General features: G+C 59.0%; 15 protein-coding genes. 1 reads left to right on the top strand and 14 read right to left on the bottom strand.

Features of this window, described 5'->3' with window-relative positions; translation table 11 throughout:
• Nucleotides 1-316: 316 nt before the first annotated feature.
• Nucleotides 317-1,066 carry a YqjF family protein gene (locus NZK35_RS32965; RefSeq protein ID WP_259636783.1) on the top strand — a complete coding sequence of 250 codons (750 nt, stop codon included), beginning with the start codon at nt 317-319 and terminating at the stop codon, nt 1,064-1,066.
• Between the two features lie 61 nt (nt 1,067-1,127).
• Here NZK35_RS32965 and NZK35_RS32970 read toward each other — a convergent pair whose 3' ends face one another.
• From NZK35_RS32970 to folK, 14 genes are all read right to left on the bottom strand, one after another.
• Nucleotides 1,128-2,531 (bottom strand): cytochrome c3 family protein, encoded by a 1,404-nt coding sequence (locus NZK35_RS32970; protein ID WP_259636784.1) that lies wholly within the window; start codon nt 2,529-2,531, stop codon nt 1,128-1,130.
• Between the two features lie 111 nt (nt 2,532-2,642).
• Complete coding sequence (locus NZK35_RS32975; protein WP_259636785.1) at nt 2,643-4,313, bottom strand: prenyltransferase/squalene oxidase repeat-containing protein; 1,671 nt, start codon at nt 4,311-4,313, stop codon at nt 2,643-2,645.
• 477 nt (nt 4,314-4,790) lie between these two features.
• Entirely contained in the window at nt 4,791-5,156 is a 366-nt protein-coding gene (locus NZK35_RS32980) for a cytochrome C oxidase subunit IV family protein (RefSeq protein WP_259636786.1), read from the bottom strand.
• A gap of 106 nt (nt 5,157-5,262) precedes the next feature.
• The gene (locus tag NZK35_RS32985) at nt 5,263-6,525 is read right to left on the bottom strand and encodes a cytochrome c oxidase subunit 3 (RefSeq protein ID WP_259636787.1); all 1,263 of its coding nucleotides are present in this window, start codon (nt 6,523-6,525) and stop codon (nt 5,263-5,265) included.
• A gap of 102 nt (nt 6,526-6,627) precedes the next feature.
• Nucleotides 6,628-8,397, bottom strand: coding sequence for a cytochrome c oxidase subunit I (locus tag NZK35_RS32990; protein WP_259636788.1), 1,770 nt, complete (start codon nt 8,395-8,397; stop codon nt 6,628-6,630).
• Nucleotides 8,398-8,664: 267 nt separating this feature from the next.
• On the bottom strand, nt 8,665-9,822 hold the full coding sequence (locus NZK35_RS32995; protein WP_259636789.1) for a cytochrome c oxidase subunit II: 1,158 nt from the start codon (nt 9,820-9,822) through the stop codon (nt 8,665-8,667).
• 60 nt (nt 9,823-9,882) lie between these two features.
• The gene (locus NZK35_RS33000; protein WP_259636790.1) at nt 9,883-10,827 is read right to left on the bottom strand and encodes an SCO family protein; all 945 of its coding nucleotides are present in this window, start codon (nt 10,825-10,827) and stop codon (nt 9,883-9,885) included.
• 13 nt (nt 10,828-10,840) lie between these two features.
• Nucleotides 10,841-11,170 (bottom strand): hypothetical protein, encoded by a 330-nt coding sequence (locus NZK35_RS33005; protein ID WP_259636791.1) that lies wholly within the window; start codon nt 11,168-11,170, stop codon nt 10,841-10,843.
• Nucleotides 11,171-11,253: 83 nt separating this feature from the next.
• A complete protein-coding gene (locus NZK35_RS33010) occupies nt 11,254-12,531 on the bottom strand; it encodes a hypothetical protein (RefSeq protein ID WP_259636792.1) in 1,278 nt (425 codons plus the stop codon).
• 104 nt (nt 12,532-12,635) lie between these two features.
• Nucleotides 12,636-14,087, bottom strand: coding sequence for a quinol:electron acceptor oxidoreductase subunit ActD (locus NZK35_RS33015; RefSeq protein WP_259636793.1), 1,452 nt, complete (start codon nt 14,085-14,087; stop codon nt 12,636-12,638).
• A gap of 44 nt (nt 14,088-14,131) precedes the next feature.
• A complete protein-coding gene (nrfD, locus tag NZK35_RS33020) occupies nt 14,132-15,562 on the bottom strand; it encodes an NrfD/PsrC family molybdoenzyme membrane anchor subunit (protein WP_259636794.1) in 1,431 nt (476 codons plus the stop codon).
• A 123-nt stretch (nt 15,563-15,685) separates the two neighbouring features.
• The gene (locus tag NZK35_RS33025; protein ID WP_259636795.1) at nt 15,686-19,024 is read right to left on the bottom strand and encodes a TAT-variant-translocated molybdopterin oxidoreductase; all 3,339 of its coding nucleotides are present in this window, start codon (nt 19,022-19,024) and stop codon (nt 15,686-15,688) included.
• Between the two features lie 68 nt (nt 19,025-19,092).
• Nucleotides 19,093-19,782: a cytochrome c3 family protein gene (locus NZK35_RS33030; RefSeq protein WP_259636796.1), complete on the bottom strand. Its 690-nt coding sequence runs from the start codon at nt 19,780-19,782 to the stop codon at nt 19,093-19,095.
• A 187-nt stretch (nt 19,783-19,969) separates the two neighbouring features.
• The gene (gene folK, locus NZK35_RS33035) at nt 19,970-20,977 is read right to left on the bottom strand and encodes a 2-amino-4-hydroxy-6-hydroxymethyldihydropteridine diphosphokinase (RefSeq protein WP_259636797.1); all 1,008 of its coding nucleotides are present in this window, start codon (nt 20,975-20,977) and stop codon (nt 19,970-19,972) included.
• Nucleotides 20,978-21,146: the final 169 nt, after the last annotated feature.

Consider the following 21,146-nt stretch of genomic DNA (forward strand, 5'->3'; position numbering starts at 1 on the left):
GCGCCCTGCCGCTATCAATCAACTGAGGGTGTTAGCGGAACGGCGCGAGCCGTCCGGTGGCGTTTCAAAAACACGTCGAAAGACCGGAGGGCTTGCGCCCTGCCGCTAACAATCAACTGAGGGTGTTAGCGGAACGGCGCGAGCCGTCCGGTGGCGTTTCAAAAACACGTCGAAAGACCGGAGGGCTCGCGCCCTACCGCTAACAAACAACGGAGGATGTTAGCGGAACGGCGCGAGCCGTCCGGTGGCGTTTCAAAAACACCTTGAAAGACCGGCAGGGCTCGCGCCCTGCCGCTAACAATCAACGGAGAAGAGGATGACGATCGATCGAATGGCGCCTTCGAAACGGCCTGGCGGTGCGAATGCGGGAACGCAACGTTGGGAATCGTTGTTGTTTTGCCATTGGGAAATCGATGCCGAAACGCTTCGCCCGCATGTGCCCGCTGAGCTGGATCTGGATACCTTCAACGGCCGTGCGTTCGTCGGCATCGTTCCCTTTAAAATGCGGAACATCCGACCGTCCTGGTTGCCCCGCCGATTCGCGTTTAACTTTTTGGAAACCAACGTGCGAACCTATGTGACGCACAACGATCGGCCGGGCGTTTACTTTTTTTCGCTCGATGCGAGTTCCCGATTGGCGGTGATGGCGGCTCGCATCGGTTGGTCCCTGCCCTACTTTTTCGCCCGGATGTCGGCGGATGGCTCCGGCGACCGTCACCGCTACCACAGCGTTCGGCGTGGCGGAGCGGCCGAGCACCGGGTGTCGTTTCGGGTGGCAGAGCATTTGGGGCCATCCGTTCCCGAATCGCTGGAACACTTCTTGTTCGAACGTTACCTGCTGTTTGTCGAAAAGCGGGGACGCGTGTTTTGTGGCCAAGTCCATCACGAACCGTATGACGTTTGGACCGCGGAGGTCACAGAGATCGCGGACCAGCTGGTCACCGCGGCCGGTTTGCCGAAACTTGGTCAGCGCCCAGCGCTGGCGCACTACTCCCCCGGCGTCGACGTGGAAGTTTTCGCGATTCAGGACACCGGCGTCGTGCGTGAACGCTCGGTGCTCCCTTGAAGTAGCGACGCTCGGCAGAGTGTGGGAAACACCTGGGAAGCCACCTCGCGGTGGTCGCCGATTACTTGCCGATCGACTGCAGGTACGCGTCCGTCAAATCCCTGTCCACGCGGATGTGGTGGTCTCGTAGGGACGGAAAGACTTTGCCTTGTGCGGTATTCATGAACATGTTCTCGGTCGCGCCGGCCGGCATATGGCAATCGATGCAATTGTCGCTCAATTGCTGCCCGAGCGTGGATTCCATGCCGCAATCGGACGACGGGTGACATTGGAGACAACGCTGCGAAAACAGTTTGCGGTTGCCCCGTTCGCTTTGGTGGGGATTGTGGCACGTGGTGCACGTCATTTCGGTTTCGTTGAAGCACGGGCTCTTCGACAATCGAACCAATTGGTTGCTGGAGTGGACTCCCCCGGGAAGGTTTGCTTGCGGAGGGTGATAATGATCCATCAAATCGTCACCGGGCCGAAATTGATACGGGGCGTCCTTGAGTTTTGGGTTCCCGAAATGGCACTGGCCGCAGATGTCCAATTGTTGCTGCCGCGAGAGTGACGCGGGGTGTGTGATGAAGCGTGATGTCTTCTCCTCGGGATTGGATTGATGGTACTGGACGTGATCGCGCCCCGGTCCGTGGCAACGTTCACAGGAGATTCCCAGGATCAGGGATTCGGGTGTGTAGTGGTTCGGAGGTCGACGCACGTCCGCCCATGTGGAGTGGCATTCCAAGCAGCGGTTGGTGACCGGCCTGTTGTAGATGGCTTGGCCGTCCGGATACCCCGGACTGTTGACCCAATCGTCGGTGCCGGTGATGTACGACACATTCATTTGGTACAGGCCATCGTCGTGCCAATACAGATACGACTGGCCGAGCTTCGACGATCCGGTCACCACGTCGAACGGGACGTCGCATTTCCATCCGTAGAATGAGACCTGTTGAAACAGCCGTTGGTTGCGCTCCACCATCCTGAACCATAATCCTTGGCTGTTCGTTTTTAACACGTTTTGCCCCGGCTGAAACGAACCGGCAATCGATGTTGGGGTGGCTGCCGCGCTGGTCCGGTGATGCGCGGTGTGGACAAATGAGGCGTGGCGTTCTTGATGGCAGGACTGACACGCATCGGCTCCCAGAAAACCGGGGTTCTCGTTGACCGGTTCCAAGTCGTTGCTGGGGCTCGGTATCTGCACCGGTCGATAGGGAAGTAACAGTTCGCTTTCGGCTCCGCGTTTTCCGACAAACCACGTGCCGCCCGGTTCCAGATCGACGATGAAGTCTCCCGGCGGGGGCTTGTTTTGTGTCCGGGGGGTTTCCGGTGATGGATCCAGGATCGGTTCGTTTTCCCATCCGCCAGACGGGGCCATCTGTTCCAACAATCGCGCAGCGTCTTGCTCGGCGTTGTTCCGCACGTTGACAGACACGATCCCTGCGATCAGCAGGAGCGACAATCCGAGCAGCAGGCTTTTTCGCATGTTGATTGATGCGTCTGGTGAATCATTCGTAACGGGGGCAGGTAAGGCGTCTGTCCATTGTATCGGCCCGATGGCAGCCGCGCGACGCAGAAGGTCGGCGGCAACCGGCGGTCAGAGCGGGAACTCTGGCGGCTCGTCATACAGGGGCAAGAAGCGATAGTAGACCTCCAATGTCAACGCACACATCGCGGTCGTATAGACGCGTCCCCCGACATCTCCCCATTGGTCGCGAAAGTGCCAGCTGCCGGCTTCATGTCCTTCGGTCGCCTGGGTGCGCACCAGGTGATCACGCAATTGGTTGTTCCAAGATTCCCAATCGCGATGCCGAAAATGGTGCAGCGCCAGCGTCGCGTAGTAATCATGGTAAACGTTGGTCAGCGTCGGGCCTTGCTCGGCCAGCTTGTCGATCGCTTCGTCGAACAGGGTGTGTCCGGGCGTTTGTCCGAGGTAGATCAACAGGGTCAAGGCAATGGCGGTCGTTGTTTTTTCCGCTTTAGGCGTGCGATATCCGAACTGAAATTCCGGCCCCTCGCGAACGCTCATCAAAAACTCTTTCGCGCGGGTGAATGTATCACTGCGTGTTTCAATGCCGGCCTTGCGGGCTCCGATCAACGACAGAATCTGCCAGCCGGTCAGTGTCGTGTCGCCGGGGCTTCCGGGGGTGTATCCCCAGGAGCCACTGTCATGTTGTGCGATCACGGTAAACCGTGTGCCCCGCTGGGCGTAGTGAAACAAGTCGGAATCGAAACGGTCCTCGTGTTTGGTCATCCCCAGGGCCTCGGAGATGGCCATCAGCGCGATGCCCTGACCATACATGCTGCCACCTTGTTGCCAGTCGTATCCGAATTCGGATTCCGCCGCGGTGCTTCGCAAATAGTACAGACCACGCTGAACCACATCCTGATACGGTCCGACTTCGGGGGTGTACCCGGCGCCTAGAAAAGCCAGCAATGCCAGGCCCGTCGCCGCGGTGGACGGTGTCGGCGTATCGTCGTTCGCTTTCTTGCCGTTTCGGCATCGGCCGTCGCACGGCGACAGACGCAGATCGAACGACCACGACCCATCATCTCGCTGATGCTCCGCCAACCAACGCAACGCATTCTCGACGGCCATCTCGCTCTGGCGTGTCGCGCCGTATCGATCGCCGTACTTCTTCCTGCCCTCCGGCGTCCGCGCCGCAAGTCCACCCCCGCCCAGGAAGACGACTCGCTCGGCCGCCGTGGTGGCGCCACCGGTCTGTAGCCCCACCAACGCATCGTCCTGCACCGCCGACGCTTGTTGGGGCGCGATGATCGACGCGTTGGCGACGTTCTTGCTGATGATGGACAGATCGACTTCTACCGGCAAGTCCTGCTGTTCGCTCTGATTGTCCGCCGTCGCCTCGGCCAGCGTGACGCTTTCCAGTGGCGTGGTGGAGTCGGCGCCAGACCAGGCGCCGTCGATCAGCAGGCCACGCTCGGTGCCACCAAGCCGGTACGTCAGCAGTGCCAGAATGATCAAAAACAGCAAATGCAATGCCGCGCTGACCAGCCACGACGAGTTGCGAATCGTCGCCAGCCGCGCAACGATTCCGCGAGGACTCTCTTCGCTGGTCGCATCCGGATCGATCGCCGGCTCGCCAGCGTTCTTGTCGCGGAGCGACTCGAGCGGTGGGGCCGCTGTCGGTGGCGGTTCCGCCGGCGGCGCAGCACACCGATCGGATGACCGCTCGTCTCCGATCGGAGCGATCGGGGCATCACGCCATCTTGCAGTGGAATCGGTCAGAGCGGTTTTGCGGGTCACAGAGGGCCGAACTGGCTGACGGAGTTGGCCGCAAGAAACAAACAGCGGCCGCGCACCATTATAGCTCGCCGCTAAAACAGGCCCGTGAGTTCCCGTCTCAGCTCCCCTCGCGGTGCCCAAGCCTGTCGCGGGGTGATCAAAAACTGCTGTCGTGTCGTCGCTCGCGCTTGCGCAAACCGGCTGATATCAACTGATCATCAGCTGTTTTGGGCTGAGTCTACGGTGCTCGGAAATCGCTGGCCTGAACCCGAATGGGATCAAAGACGGTAGTCGGAGGTGAGCGCCGCGACGCCACCGGAGATTCAACCGCGCGGCGGACTCGACCGCGAAGGGTGTCGAAGCGATTTGGGTGGGAACGCTCGGACCGATCTGCCGCCGCTTGCCTGAACGAGCACCCGATCAACTCTCTCCGAAACGCAGTCTGCGGTACCGCCGGCCTGTCGCTTCGCTGCGGCCCCGTCGCGGGCGACGGGCCAGCTACATCTCGGCCGGGGCCGACACCACCGCGTCATCCATCACGGGAATGGAGTCCTTCACCGTTTGGCGGCTGTCGAACAACGTGAACATGATGAACAGGCCGACGAAGACGAACGAGCCGATGAAGCAGATGATGTTAAAGGGTTTGTCCCAGGCCAAGTGCATGAAGATCGCGCCGACCAGAACCGCTTTGATCGTCGCAATCACCATCACGATCAGCACATCAAGGCTGCCGAAATTGAAGCTTGCCTGAGCGACCGTGAGCACCGTCAGCAGCGTCAACACCAAGAAGGTGCCGGCCAACAGCGGGAGCGGAAGCGGGTGTGCGAAGTCGTATCCTTCCTGAGCGTTTTCGTGAGCAGACATGTCAAAAGGATCTTCAGAGTGTGTTTCGTTGATGGTTGGGCCCGGCGGCGGGCATGGAAAGTCAGTGGTCGTCGCCAGTCGTCGGCGACAGGACGCGGAAACGACGTTATCGAATCAGATACATCAAGGGGAACAGGTAGATCCAAATCATGTCGACGATGTGCCAGTACAAGCCGACGTAATCGACCGGACCGAAGTAGTTGCGGTTGAAGTCCATGCGAATCGAGCGGACCAGCAGCCAAACCAAAACGCCGATACCGGCGAGAATGTGAATCGCGTGGATCCCCGTCATGCAGTAATAGATGCTGAAAAACACACCGGCTCGACTGGGACGCAACACGTTTTCTGGCGCGGACGCGACGGTTGCCGAGGCGTCGTCGCTGACGTCATAGAGGATGCCACCGCCGGATCGTTCCGACTGAGCTTTTCGTGCGGCCAGTTCGTCTTGCAGACCGGTGTTGGTCGCATCGGACGCCAAACGCTCCAAAACGGCCAGGTCGGCGCTGTCGTTGCTCATCGCTCCGGCGGCGGGCAAGCCCGCGACCGCTTCGGCGGCTGGTTCGACGTGCTCGGCGTGTTCCTCACCGTCGGCGTGGGAAGGGTCGTCACCGTGCTCGGCTGCCGTTCCATCGGCAGAGGCCACCACTGCGTGGTCGTCTTCATGATGCCCTTCGTCGCCACCGCTTTCCAAGATTGTTCCTAGACCGACACCGACGAAAAAGCACAGGCAAACCACCATCAACGGCTTGGCACACTCCAGTTGAAACTTCGCCCCGCGAAGGAAGCTGACGACCAACCAGATAGCCACGCCAATTGTGATCAACGCGAACGGAGCACAGATATATGCGAGGTAGTTGGGACCACCGACCGGGTGCGGATTGCTGGGGTCGTAGCTGAACAGACCCGCCGGCAACAGTCCCAGGTGCCATTTGTGGGAGTATTCGATCGCTTTGACGCCCAAGAAGACGGTCGCACACGACAGCGTCGTGGCCAGCATTGCGGTCAACAACTTGTGTTGTTCTTTCTGGGCACAGCGAACGCCCCACGCCATCGTGAAGGAGCTGAACAGCAGCACGCCGGTATTGATTGCACCGAGCTTGGTGTTCAAAAACTGGCTGCAACCCTCGAAGACTTCCGGTCGCCAAGCACGAAAGATCGCATAGGCACAAAACATCCCACTGAAGAATAGGACTTCCGTTACCAGGAACAGCCACATGCCCAGCTTGCCGCTGTCAAACTGCTGCTCGGGCGTGTCGAAGTGGTGCGCCAGGTACGACGGGTGATCGTGATCACCGTGGCCGTGGTCGGAATGCCCGTGACCGGGTTGTTCATGCGCGTCGGACGCGAGCCCAGCGTCGGTAGTAGCCATTGATTGAATCAAGCAAGCGAAGGAATGAAAAACAAATACAACTCTGAAAGTATCAACTGATCGGATCGCCCGTCATCCGGATGCGACGATCCGATGCACCCACTACTCACTCGCGTGAGCCGGCGTCTCGGCAGGAGTCTCCACGGGCACCCGTTCACGCTTCGGTTCCACCTTCACATAGCGATCCAATTCAGTATCCCAGCGGATGTCACCAAACTCATAGGGATCACCCACCACCGGCGGACGCTCGAAATTGTAAAACGGCGGCGGTGACGTGCAATTCCACTCCAGCGTCGCCCCGCCCCACGGGTTCGCCGGGGCTTTCTTGCCGTTCAATAGCGACATCAGCAAAACAAACAACGCGACAAACAAGCCGACACCCAAGATCAGTGCTCCGTAGGTACTCATCTGGTGCAACGGAGCGAATTCCGGGTCATAGGTCGCATAGCGACGCGGCATGCCTCGGCTGCCCAAGATGAACTGCGGCAGGAAGGTCAGGTTGAATCCGATGAATACCAACGCCGCCGACAGCAATCCGCCGACTTCGCTGTACATCTTGCCGACCATCTTGGGCCACCAATGGAACACGCCTCCCAAGAAAGCGACGACCGTGCCACCGACCATCACGTAGTGAAAGTGTGCGACGACGAAGTACGTGTCGTGCAGGTGCATGTCGGTTGCCAGTGTGCCGAGGTGCAACCCGGTCAAACCGCCGATGGTGAACAAGAAGATGAACGCGATCGCATACACCATCGGGGTCGTCAGGCTGATCGACCCCTTAAACATCGTCGCAACCCAGTTGAACACCTTGATGGCCGAAGGCACCGAGACGGTGAAGGTCAAAGCGCTGAAAATGATCGTCGTGATCGGGCTCATTCCGCTGGTGAACATGTGGTGTCCCCAGACGATGAAGCTGAGCAGAGCGATCGCGATCGAAGAGTAGGCGATGAAGCGGTAGCCGAAAATCCGCTTGTGGCTGTGGACGCTGATCAGTTCACTGATGATGCCGAAGGCCGGCAAAATCATGATGTACACGGCCGGGTGGCTGTAGAACCAGAAAAAGTGCTGGAAGGTGACCGGGTCGCCGTTGTATTCCGGGTCGAAAATCCCGATGTGCAACGTTCGCTCGGCGATCAACAATAGCAACGTGATCCCCAACACCGGCGTCGCGAGCACCTGAATGATGCTGGTCGAGTACGTCGCCCACAGGAACAACGGCATGCGAAACCAAGTCATTCCCGGCGGCCGCATCGTGTTGATCGTGACGATGAAGTTCAACCCGGTGAAGATCGAACTGAACCCCAGGATGAACGCCCCGGTGGTCGCCAGAATCACCGACGAGTCGGTCGTGGTGCTGTAGGGTGTGTAAAACGTCCAGCCCGTGTCCAACCCGCTGGCCAACAGCGCCATGATGAAGAACAACGCACCGCCGACCCACAGATAAAAACTGCTCAGGTTCAAACGAGGAAACGCGACGTCCTTGGCACCCAACATCACCGGCACCAGGAAGTTCCCCAAAGCGGCCGGGATACTCGGGATGATGAACAGGAACACCATGATCGCCCCGTGCAACGTGAACACCTGGTTGTAGATGTCGTTGGGGGCCTTGTCCGGGGCAAGCCACTGGAACAACGCGTTGTTGAACAGGACGCCATCGGGGGCGAACAGGTGCAGTCGAATCCCGATCGCCAACAACCCGCCCAACAGGAACGCGCTGGACACGCCGATCAGATACATCATGCCGATGCGTTTGTGATCCAGCGTGAAAGCCCAGCTCAAAATACCTTTTGAGTTGGTCAGGTAGTTCTCTTGCGGAGTCGGATAGCCAGGGTCATTGACTTCGTAGCCCGACGGCACGGATCCTGCAGACATCTCTTACCTCGATGGAAACTTCATTCGACCAGAGCTGGTGACCGGCTTCGGCATCCGCGAGGTGCGATCCCGGGGATCCGATCGAAGCCCGACCTTACGGCACGGCCTGTTAATGAACGTTATCTCGTTTATTCACAAATGGGTTGGTATTGGTTTCAAGGCCAATCAACATTGTGATTGTCCCAAAATTCCCGAGTGCTCGGGAGTCAAAATGCGGAGATCACTCCGGCTTCCTCATGATTCTGTCTCGGCGTGATCGCCGTTTGCTCATTCAACCGACACGGGTTCGGCATCCGCCGGCGGTTCCGGTTCCGCCGCCGACGCGTCGCCCAAGCTCTTGATGAATTCTATCAAACTGTAAATATCGTCATCGGACAGTTGGCCCTTGTAACTGGGCATCACCGGTTGGTAGGCGACGCCCTGTTCGATGGCCACTTTCGCCTTCGGATTCAAAATCGATTCGCGGATGTAGTTTTCGTCGACCTTGACCTGTCCGCCACCGACGATGTCTCGCATCGTGCCGTAGCTGCCCTTGTACGACGGGCCGACCATTCGCGAGCCGTCGATCGAGTGACAGCTTTTGCAGCCGCGACGCTCGTACAGTTTGGCACCGTAGGCCGCCGGCGGTTCATCCCCACGAGAGCTGTACTTTTTGATCCAGGCGTCCAATTCTTCTTGGGTTTCGTGGACGACCACGACGGTTTGCATCTCCGAGTGGTTGGTCCCGCAATACTCGGCACAGTACAGGTCGTAGAAGTTGTAGCCGTCGGGGGTGCACTGACGTGCGTCGTAATCCCAGGACAGATTTTCTTCTTTGTCTTTGTCGGCGAGTTGCTTGCACTCCTCGTCGGACATCACCTTCTCGCTCGGCTCCATCGCCTTGAACCAGATGTAGTTGTAACGGCCGGGTACGATGTCCTTTTTCACTCGGAACGAGGGAATGTACAGACTGTGGATGACATCCTTGCTGGTCATCGTCAGCTTGGTTGGTTCACCGGCGACGACGTGCAGTTCGGGGTGAATGACGCCGTTTCCGTAGTCCATCCCCCAGCCCCATTTGTAGGCGTCCACGCCGACGTTGTAGGCCCCTTCGGGAATCGATCGCATGTCCAGGTATCCGCGGGCACCGAAGTAGAACATCACCACCAGCAGGAACGACGGTCCGATGGACCAGACCAATTCCAAGGTCGTGTTGTGGTCGACTTGACTATCCGCCGGCTGCCCTTTGGCCTTGCGGTACTTCCAAGCGAAACCGAACAGGGCGATCGCAATCGGGACGAAAAAAATGACACAGACGATGCTGATGAAGTGGAACACCCAATCGGACTCGCCGGAAAACGACGACGCAGATTTTGGGAAAACCGAGAGCTTGCTGCTGGTGTAATCGCCTAACAGAGACATCATCGCGGGGGCTATTTGTGTCATTGAATTGGATAACTCTATTCGTAAAAACGACTGCCCGGTGAGCAGTCCCTGTCTATCTCGTTACTCGTTCTGCGACGGGGCTTGCCCGTCGGTCGCTGGTTCATTGCCCGGCAACGTCGGCACCGAATCGCGTTCCTGGCCCGCCGCGGGATTCCCCTTTCGACCGACCCAGTAAGGAACCAAGGTCGTCAGCAAGATTCCGATGAACCCCAATCCGCACAACCGCATGATTCGCCAGGCGTGCGGGGTGTAGGAATTAGAATCCGGGTCATAGCTGTAGCACCACAATATGAACTGGTCGACCGCGTTGCCCACGGTCCCTTCGCCCGCCTCGACCAACGCCAACTTCAGTTGCTCCGGCGGAAAGTCGATCGACAGCGAATACCGCGTGATCACTCCCGTGGGCGAAACAAATGCCAGCATTGCCGGGTGGTTGTACTGTTTGTTGGCCGCGTCGTAGCGGTACTTGAAACCCAACGTCTCGGCCAACTTGGTGATGATCGGTTGCTTCGCCGTGGCGAACGTCCAACCCTGATCCGCGCCGGGTTGATTGGACAGCACCGAGACGTATTTCTCTTTCGTTTCCGCCGCGCGCCGACTGGTTTCGTTCGGGTCGATACTGACGGTCAAAATCCTGAAGTCTTTGTTGAGCTGAAGGTCCAACTGGTTCAGCGATTCGGTCAACTTGTTCAACTGAACGCTGCACAGCATCGGACAGTCGCTGTAGTTGAGTGTGACGATCGTCGGCAGATTTCCGTTGAAGATGTAGCCGGTTTTGATCGCGTTCCCGTCCGAATCGGTCAGCGGCAAATTGGTCGCAATCACCTCTCCCAGATTTTGAACGACAGTGATCCCCCGTGCTTCGGGAGGAAGATTGTCGTTCAAGTCGACTTTCGAACCGAGTCGGACCGCATCCTGAGCCAGCGACTCGGTCTGGAGCCCCGGTACCGCTGTCCACGTCAGCGCAGCGACTGCGGCGAGCCACACGATGCCCCTGTTGCTCATTGGTGTCCGCGGTTCAGGTTGCGTCTTTGGTTTCAGCATTGTCTGAGTGGTTGTCGGATTCCGTTTGGCTTTCTTGTGCCACCAATTCCATCGCTTTGGAGATGGGAATGGTGACGTTTCCTGTCAACGGGTCCGCCCCGTACTTGGAAATCGAGCCAACTTGTTCGTTCAAAACTGCGTTCTGCCGGTTGTAACTGCTCTGAGCCTGGAGGCTTTCTTTGTGAGCATCAACAAGCAGGTAGTACACGTACTGAACCGCTAAAATGGTCACCGCCGTCACAACGACGGAAGCAATTCCGATGATGAAAATCTGTCTGGTGTTCAGATCGTCGTATTTTGCCATGGCTCTAGTTCGAAGTTTATCGAGCGGAGGGAGTCTGGAGTGCTAAAAAACAGGGACGTGCGACGCGGTGTCCCCCGGAAACGCTAAATATTTTCGAAAATGATCGATTCACGCAGCCGTGGGTCGCGGACGGGAACCACGCGATTGCCCCCCGCTACGCGAAGCACCAACCCGATCACCAGTGTCGACATGCCGACGACACACAGCAGACTGGCCAAAATCCCCAGCGGGCCACCGAAACTGGGCACCGTGTGGGTTTCAACCACGCGAGCTTCTGGCATCACGATCCAGTAGATGTCGATGAAGTGAACGACCAGGATGTAGGCCGCCCAAAATGCCATCACCCCTGGACGACGACGCACGTGGCGACTCATCGTGCCGAAGAACGGAATCAACCAGTGGAAAAAGATCAGTCCGATCGAAAGGTATCCGAACCCACCATCCTGGCGGCTGTAAAACCATTCGGTCTCTTCGGGAATGTTGCCGTACCAAATCAGCATGTACTGGCTGAACGAGATGTAGGTCCAGAACACGATGAACCCGAAGATGTACTTGCCCAAGTCATGGTAGTGCTCCGGCGTGACTTCTTCCTTCAACGCCCCGGCACGTTGCAGCAGATACGTCAGCAGCGTGATCACGCAATGTGCCGCCAAGATACCGCCGGCAAAAATGTAAACGCCGAACATGGTCGAGAACCACATCGGTGCCAGACTCATACCCCAATCGAAGGCGGCAAAGCTCAACGATAGTGAAAATGCCATGACCGCGGGCCCGGACCAGTATTGCATGCGGTCGGTCGCTGCTCGCTCGCCCGTCTCGTCCTGGTTCACGCTGCCACGCCAGTAGTAGACCGCCAACGCACCCCAGATTCCGAAGTAAACCAAAGCACGAAGGACGAAAAACGGGGCGTTGAGAAACAGTTTCTTGGTTTCCCACATCTTCTCGTCGAGATGCAACTTGGACGCGAACTCCGGATCGGTCCAGACGAACAGGGTACCTTCGCTGAAGACCGCAAACAGGATCGGCAAGAACAGGAACGCCATCGGGACGATCATGATCATCATGCACTCGGCGACCCGGCGGACGACGACGCTCCAGCCGGCTCGGACCAGGTGTTGGATCAAGACGAAGAACAGACAGCCCAGCACGATCGTCAGGACGTACAGGAAGGCCGTCAGGTAGGCAGACATCCCGAACCGCGGCATGTCCGCATCGCTGACGGCGAACGCCATACCCATGCCGACCAGTAGGGCGATGAGTCCACCGCCGAGCAGCGGCATCTGCAAGCCGCGAAGTGATGCAGGCAGCTGGAAGGCCGGGTCATCGGCCGGTTTGACAGCGGGAGCGGCGTGTTCTGACATGGTCAAATCGGTTGTCGTAAAGTGCGGTGACGGGGGTGACCGCGTGGTCGAGTGATATGGAAATTTCGCGATCGGCGTGGTCGAGGGCACACGCCGCCGAGTCGTTAGGGTTGTTCTTGCTTGCGAGCTGCCGCGGCCTTCTCGGCTTCTTCGGCTTGACGCTTCAGTTCGGCTTTCGCTTCCGTGACGGCTGCTTCCACGGCGGCTTTTTCAGATTCCGGAACCAGGTCCAGCGATGCGTTCTGGCTCTTCTGCAACGCTCGCACGTAAGCGACGATCGCCCAGCGGTCCTTCAGCTTGATCTGGCCCGCATAGCCCGGCATCTTGCGAATCCCGTTGCTGATCGTTGAAAACAGTTTGCCGTCGGGATACTTGTCGGCGTAAAGGGTTTCCTGGTGCATCGAAGCCGGCGGAACCCAGGTCGGGGCGCTGATCGATTGAGCCCGCTGGTTGACCAGGCCGTTTCCGTAGCCATCCATCCCGTGACAGACGCTGCAGTAAATCGCAAATTGTTGTTGTCCCTGTGCCAGCAGTTCGGCGTCGACGTTCAGCGGGTTTTTCTCCACCCAGGGCGTGGTGTCCATCACACTGGCCGGTGCCGCTTCGGCCGCGTCGACCGCTTCCTTCTCTTCCGCCTTGGCCTCGTCGTCGGCCAGCATGTAGGCCCGGACCAATCGCTGCACTCGCGGCGGATCGGACAGCGTCAAGGCTTCGACATCGATTCCGGTCAGCATGTCGAGCGACTCTTCCATCTGACCGCGGGCGACGGTGCCGGGGACATCCGATCGCATCGCGCGGTTGTCGGCGAACAGGCTGGTCACCTGTTGAGCGTCTTTGGAGGGCGAGAAATCCATATCAAAAAAGATGTGGAATCGCGGCTTGGAACTGTTGGTCACCCGCATGGTCAAGATGCAAATCAACGGCACCAGCGACGCGGCGACGGAAAGCCCCCAGATCAAGAAGACCGGCTTGGGGACTTCTTTGGGTGAGTCGTCTTCGACCACCTCGTTGATGTAGTCGCTGCCGGTGTCGGCTAATAGATTCCGCACTCCGTTGGCGTCGTAACGCTCGTCGCCGGCATCGACGTACAGGAAGAAACGGTCATCGGTCGCGCGATCGAACCGCGGGTCGGTGAACATCGGGTTGCTGAACTTCGGCAACCCGTTGAGCGCCCACATGCCGAAGAACGCCCCGAAGGACGCCAGCAAAATCGTCAGCTCGAATGCCACGGGGATGAACGCGGGCAACGAGAGGTAGGGCTTGCCAGAGATGATGTACTTGTAGTCGATACTGTTCATCCAGATCTGCATCGCCAATGCGATGCAGGTCCCGGTCGCACCGGCGATCAGACAGATCCACGGCAGCGCGGTCGGTTTGATGCCGAGTGCCTTGTCGATCCCGTGAACCGGGAACGGGGTGTAAGCGTCGGTTTTGGTGTAACCGGCATCGCGAATCCTGCGACAGGCGCTCAGCAATGAATCGACCGTTGTGAATTCGGCCATCATTCCGTGAACGGTCGTTTCTATTTTCGTTTCCGACATAATTTTCTGATCCATCGAAACAGATCGTTAATGCTTAAAAGAAAGAATGATTCAGTTTCTCAGTGACCTTCCGAAGCCTCTTCACCATGGCCGTGCAGGTGAGCCATGTGCTCCTGCTTGGCCAACGTCGCCTTGACTTCTGCCATGTTGATCACCGGCAAGGTGCGGCAGAACAGCAAGAACAACGTGAAGAACAATCCGAACGATCCGATCAGCATGCCCCAGTCGACCCAGGTCGGCGTGAAGTAGGCCCAGGCACTCGGCAGGTAGTCCCGCGACAAACTGCTGATGACAATCACGAATCGTTCGAACCACATGCCGATGTTCACGAAGATCGACACGACGACGATGATCCAGGGCGTCGTGCGAGCTTTTTTGAACCAGAAGATTTGCGGGCTGATGACGTTACACGAAACCATCGTCCAGTAGGCCCAGGCGTACGGCCCGAAGGCTCGGTTCAGGAACGCAAATTGTTCCGCGGGCACTTGGCCATACCAGGCGATGAAGAATTCTGTTCCGTAGGCCAGACCGACGATCGAACCGGTCGCCAAAATGATCTTGCACATGTTTTCCAAGTGCCGGATCGTGATCAGTTTTTCCAGGTTCAACATCTTTCGCGCCGGCACCATCAGCGTCAGCACCATCGCAAACCCGCTGAAGATTGCCCCGGCGACGAAGTACGGCGGGAAAATCGTGGTGTGCCAACCGGGCACCTGCGAGACGGCGAAGTCGAACGAAACGATCGTATGGACCGACAAGACCAGCGGTGCAGCCAACGCGGCCAGGATCGCGTACGCCTTTTCATAACGCATCCAGTGACGTGACGACCCGCTCCAGCCCAGGCACAGCAGCCCGTAGGCCATGCGGCGATACTTGTTCTTGGATCGGTCGCGGAACGTTGCCAAATCCGGAACCATCCCCATGTACCAGAACAACAGCGACACCGTGCCGTAGGTGGAAACGGCGAACACGTCCCACAACAGCGGGCTGCGGAACTGTGGCCACATCCAAAGATTCAAACTGGGGTAGGGTGCCAGCCAGAATGCCAACCAGGCACGGCCGACGTGAATCCCCGGGAACGTCCCCGCACAGGCGACCGCAAAGATCGTCATCGCCTCGGCCGCACGGTTGATGCTGGTCCGCCATTCCTGACGGAACAGAAACAAAATCGCACTAATCAGCGTTCCCGCGTGGCCGATCCCGACCCAGAACACGAAGTTGACGATCGGCCAGCCCCAAAAGATCGGCGCCCGGTTGCCCCAAACGCCGACCCCGGTGTAGATCAGATACACGATCAGCAACCCGAGCACCTGCAGCAACGCAAACGCGACCAGGAAGCCGCCGATCCAGCCCTTGCTCGGTGGCCGTTCGGCAACTTTGCAAACCGCTTCGGTGATGTCGTGGTACGTCGTTTCGCCAAGGACCAGCGGAGCTCGCTCACCTGGACGTTCGACGGTGTTATCCAATCCGTTTGGAATGGCAAGTGACATGGTCAGTGTTAGCTAGAAAGTGGAATCGGTTTGTTTGGCTTGGTCGATGCGGGCCTGCGGCACCGCGTGCAGTCTGTCGTTCGCTCGATCAAGATCGGCGAACCGCGTGTCAGTGAACTGACGTCAGTGAGCTTCTTCTTTCTTGTGATCGGCGTCTTTTGGGCCGGCGGCGTGATCGTCTCCGCTGCCTTCATGATCGCCGCCATGATCGCCGCCATGATCGCCATGGTCGTCGTGGCCATGATGCGAGGTGATCGTCGCCAGGTCGTCCAACTGCTGGGTGGTCATCAGACGCGGGTGGGGGTTTCGCACCCGGGCCAGGTATTCCGTCCGCGGTTTGATGTTGAGTTGCTCCAGCACGCCGTAGGCTCGCACGTCCTTGCGTTTTTTGGCCACGATCGAGTCCGGGTTGGCGATGTTGCCGAACTCAATCGCATTGGTGCCGCAAGCGGCCTGGCAGGCGGTGATGACATCGCCGTCTTGGATCTGGCGACCGCCGTCCTTGCGGGCTTCGATCTTGGCCTTTTCCACGCGTTGGACACAGTACGTGCACTTTTCCATCACGCCGCGGCCACGCACGGTGACGTCGGGATTGAGCACCAGGGCTTGCAGTTTTCGGTTGGCCGATTCGATCGCACCGGGGAACGCCTTGACCCCATAGCCGACGCCGACCTCTTCGTTGTAATTGAAGTAGTTGAACCGACGGACTTTCAACGGGCAGTTGTTGGCACAGTACCGCGTTCCGATACAGCGGTTGTAGGCCATCGCGTTGATGCCCTCGTCGGTGTGCACCGTGGCGGCGACCGGGCAAACCTGTTCACAGGGGGCCGTTTCGCAGTGCACACAGGCGACCGGCATGTGAACGATCTGGGCGTCTTCGGCGTCGCCTTGGAAGTAGCGGTCGATCCGCAGCCAGTGCATTTCGCGGCTATTCTTGACCTGTTCGGCACCGACGATCGGGATGTTGTTTTCGCTTTGGCAAGCGACGACACAGGCGTTGCAGCCGGTGCACTTGGTCAAATCGATCGACATTCCCCATTGCGGCATGTAGTCCTTGGCCGGATCGGCTTGGATCTCTTGCATCGGTTCGGTACCCAGCGAGCCGTACTTGCCGACCTTGGGCACGTGCGGGGCTTTGGGTTGCTCGTTGGCAAACGTGGGCACGTCTTCGAGCAACTTGGTGGTGCCTTCGCGAACCAGGTTGTAACTGCGACGCTCGGTTTCTTTGCGTCCGATGTCATCGATCGCCCAGTGGTTCTGTGTCGTGGCGAAGTCGAATTCGTTGTAGTTCGGCCGTCCTTCGACTTTGTAGGCGACCAGCATTTGATCGCTGGTCCGCAGTGGCGAGACGTCAAATCCGACGGCGTCGAGGCCTTCGGCGATAAAACCTCCGACCTTGCCGACTCGCGAGCGGCCGTATCCGATCGAAGTCATCACGACTCCGGGAGCCACGCCGGGTGTTTCGAAGACCGGCAGTTCGATCTTGCTGCCGCCCTTGCGGAGGGTGATGTACAGGCCGTGGTGCAAGCCCAGTGCCTTGGCGGTCGCGGGGCTCATCATTGCCGCGTTTCCCCACGTGACCTTGGTGATCGACTGCGGCAGTTCCTGCAGCCAGCCGTTGTTGGCGAACCGCCCGTCATACAGGCCGTCGGCGGGCGTGAAGACCACTTCGATGTTGTCTTGGTCGATGGTCTTGGCCGATGCGACTTCGGGGGCTTTGCTCGGCAGTTCCGCTGCGGTGCCCGTCACGTCGGCGGTGCGGGCGGCTGTTTTGATGTCGTCGGAGTAGCCGTCATGGAGCAGTTTGCGCCACTTTCCTTCGCTGAGCGTTTCTCCGGCCACCTGGTCTGCGGTTTGACGGACGATCAGCATCGGGTCGACGACGTCTTCTTCCATCATCAGCGCCAGGACTTCGGCGACCGTGCGTCCGCCCATCAGCGGCAGAATCTGTGGCTGGCAGACGCCATACAGCCCATCGTCGTTGATGCAGTCGCTCCAGGATTCCAGCGGATGCGCCAGCGGCAGCGACCAGTCGCACAAGATGGCGGTCTCGTCGTCATACTCGCCCAGGTAGAACACCTTTCCGTCTTGTCGCACCTTGTCGATCATTCCCGCAACATCGATGTCGCTGGGCGAGGTAAACACGGGGTTGTCGCCCAGGATCAGCAACGACTCGATGTCGCCCTTGTTGACCGCGGCGACCAGGTCGTCCAGCGATTTCGTCTCCAGGCTTTCGTCCACACAGGGCGTGAAGGATTGGGCTTTGCCCAGTGAGCCGAGTTTTTGGTTCATCGCAATTCCGGCCGCGACCAGATCTGCCCCGAGCGACGGGCCGACAACGACCACCGCATCTTCGCCGGCTTCGACGATGTCGTGGGCCAAGCAGTCCATGAACCGCGATTGACGCTCCGCGGCGGTGATATCCGGATCGTTAAACGCCAGTTCTTCGCCGTCGTGATCGTGCGTCTCGCCGTTCTTCAGTGCTTCGACCATGCGGCTCAATGCACCCAGGAACGCCGGCATTTGGCTGGGGCGGATGGCCAAACGCGAATCGGCCATGGTTCCCGTCGTCGTGTAGCCGCCTTCGACCACGTACAAGCGACTCATTTCGCCGGCGATCGGATCGCGCCGCTCGGCAAACGTCCGGGCGGCGGTCAATGAGCCGGGGTCGTTGCCCAGGAAATCGGCGCCGAGCGAGAAGATGACCTTCGCTTTGCTGAGATCGAGCACTTGGTTGGATTCGGTGCCAAGCATTTGCTTGGTCGCTTTCCGCATCACCCCGTCATGAACGCCGTCGAACTGAGCGATCGTCGCCGCCGGCAGTTTCTCTTGCAGTTTGCCGAGCATCCGGACGTTCGTGGGCGAACTGGTCGGCGACATCAGCACGGCGAAGCCTTTTCCGTTCTCGTTGCTGGCGGCTTTTTGGATCGCCGCGCGTCCGACCGGCAAGAAATCGTCCCATTGCGATTCCTGCTTCCGCTCGCCGCCACGCATCAAGACCGGGCCGTCGTCGCCGCGTGAGCGATCGGGGTCATACAGCGACAAAATCGACGCCTGGACGTAGGCGTTGGTCCCGGCCGCCGACGGGTGGCTCTTGTTCGGTTCGATGTGCTGCGGACGACCGTCAAAGCAACGGACCAGCAAGTTGTGGACGGATCCGGCGAGCTCAAAGTTCGTCGCACGCTCGTAAAACTCGCCGGGCACTCGGCCTTCGGGGCGGATCACGAACGGAGCGATGATTTCTTCGGGGTATCGGCAGCCCGAGACGCCGGCCATCGCCAGCGAGGCGCCCATCAATTGCATCCAGCGCCGCCGCGACACGCCTTCGGGGAACTCCGATGCGGCGACCGGGAACTCTCGATGCAGATAATTGTTCTGAAATTCCTCGCTGCCGTGCAATTCCGAAATACTACGCCAGTAAGTCGGGGCGTTGCTTTTCGCGTTGGATTCGTTGTGAGTCATATTCGTTCGGATGGATCGTTCGTAAACGGTGTTTACTGGCGCGGACGGTCAAGCGGAAAAGATCGACACTATCGGTGACAAACGGCACAGTGACGCTGAGGATGGATGTTGTGCTCGGCACGCTGCTTTTCGGCAAACGCTTCCTGGTCCCAGTCCGCCGGCGGTTCCCAATCAAGCTTGGTGACAAACTCTTTCGGCCGCAGGTGCTCGTTCGGGTTTTCGTGGCACTGGATGCACCACGCCATGGAAAGCTGCTCGTGCTGGTAGACGACTTCCATTTGATCGATCCGCCCGTGGCAACTGACGCAGCTGACGCCGGAATTCACGTGTGCGGCGTGATTGAAGTAGACGTATTCGGGCAGATTGTGCACGCGTTTCCACTGCATGCTCTTGCCCGTTTTCCAGCTCTCGTGAATCGGTTTCAGCTTCACACTGTCGGCTCGAACGGCCGCCAATGCCGATTGTCCCTGATCGTTCGCCGGGCTGTGGCAATTGATGCAGGTCGCCGTCGGCGGGACTGCGGCGTGGGCGGCTTCAAAAACCGTGTTGTGGCAATAGCGACAGTCCAATTTCAACTGGCCGGCGTGAATCGCATGGCTGAACGGAACCGGTTGTTCCGGCTCATAGCCAATGTTCAAGGTCACCGGATCGGTCACCAAGCCTCCAACAGCGACGGCAAATAAACCGCCGCCGCCCAAAGCAGCGCCTAAAACCAGCAAAAACGGGTTGGACCAGCGTGGAAACAAAAAACGTTGCATGATCATCGGCCGGGTCAAATCCGGACGCGTTGGTGCAGAAAAGAACGGAAGACAGTTCGGAGCGGAAGTATCGGTCGGCCACTGGCAAATTGGCAAGGCCACCCGACAAGCGAGCGACATTGTGCCGCGAAGTTTTTGCGGAACGGCGTGTGGCGCATCGTCGCACCGGGCGTCTTGACGCCTGATTTCACCACCAGTGCCCGTCTGCAGTCACCGGTCGAGCCGAACAACGCATCGAATCGAGCGCCGAAGCTAACTCCGACACGGCCCAATCCAAGTCGTCGATTTCGAGTCGGTATTCGGGCCATCGCCAGCCGCCCGGCCACATCTGGTGTGGCGCCGGCCAGCCGTTCTCGCTGCTCGTCTTTTGGATGCGAACCAGTAGACGTGGCAACCCGTGCGCCGCCTCTCCTGACATCGTGGATCGACTGGTCTCATCGAGTAATTTAATCCGACTAGGCAACTTGGGAAGAAAGCTGGAGACCCAGCGACGATCCTCGCCTCCGTTCGCGGTGGCTTCGTCTGAGGCGTGGTTGATCGCCGACTGCTTGGCCGCCTCACTGGTGTAAACCATCACCCCATGCTCGTCGGCCAAACGTCGGCACAACAAATCTCGCGTTTCTTGACGACCAGTCACCAACGCCAGCGAGGGTGCCGCCGCAGACAAGTGATCGGAGATCTCTTGCAACGACCAGCCGAATCGCGGATCGCGAAAATGGGCCGCCACATCGCAGGCCGGCTGCAACACGAATTGCCGCGCGGTGTAACGTGGATGGGGCACGACCAAACCGGTGGTCCCGCCGACGAGGTTCCCATGCAGGACGACGTCCAAGTCAATCGAACGCGCGTCCCAGCGCCGTCGCCGCTCGCGGCCGAGTGCCCGTTCGAGTTCTTGGAGCAGTCCCAACACCGCCCGCGCCGGGGCTTCGGTTTGGAACACGCCGATCGCGTTGAGAAAGGGTTCCTGTCCCCCCGGGCCTCCGATCGGTGCTGTTTCGTACAGCCGACTGGTCTTCAGCGTGTCGCCTTCAAGAATCAAGTCGCAGGAGGAAATCCGTTGCGCCGCTGACGCGATCAAGTCGCGACGGTCCCCCAGATTGCTGCCGAAGCTGATCACACACTGAGCAACGTGTCGGTGTTTGGCGGCCCGTTGACCGGGCAAGGGACGCGACAGGGGGTGGCCGGGCTGATTCATGCCGCGGATTGTAGCTCGTTTGTCGCCGACGAGCAGCGCGCACTTCGGTGGCAATTTCAGTGGGACAGGCTTCCAGCCTGTCGAAGCGGAATTCAGCAACCGTTGGTGTCTAGCCTTCAGGCGATTCCCGGTCGCTGCTCCGCAGCGAGAGTGGGCGGCTGAAGCCCAA

Source organism: Stieleria sedimenti (assembly GCF_025060895.1).
GTDB lineage: Bacteria > Planctomycetota > Planctomycetia > Pirellulales > Pirellulaceae > Stieleria > Stieleria sedimenti.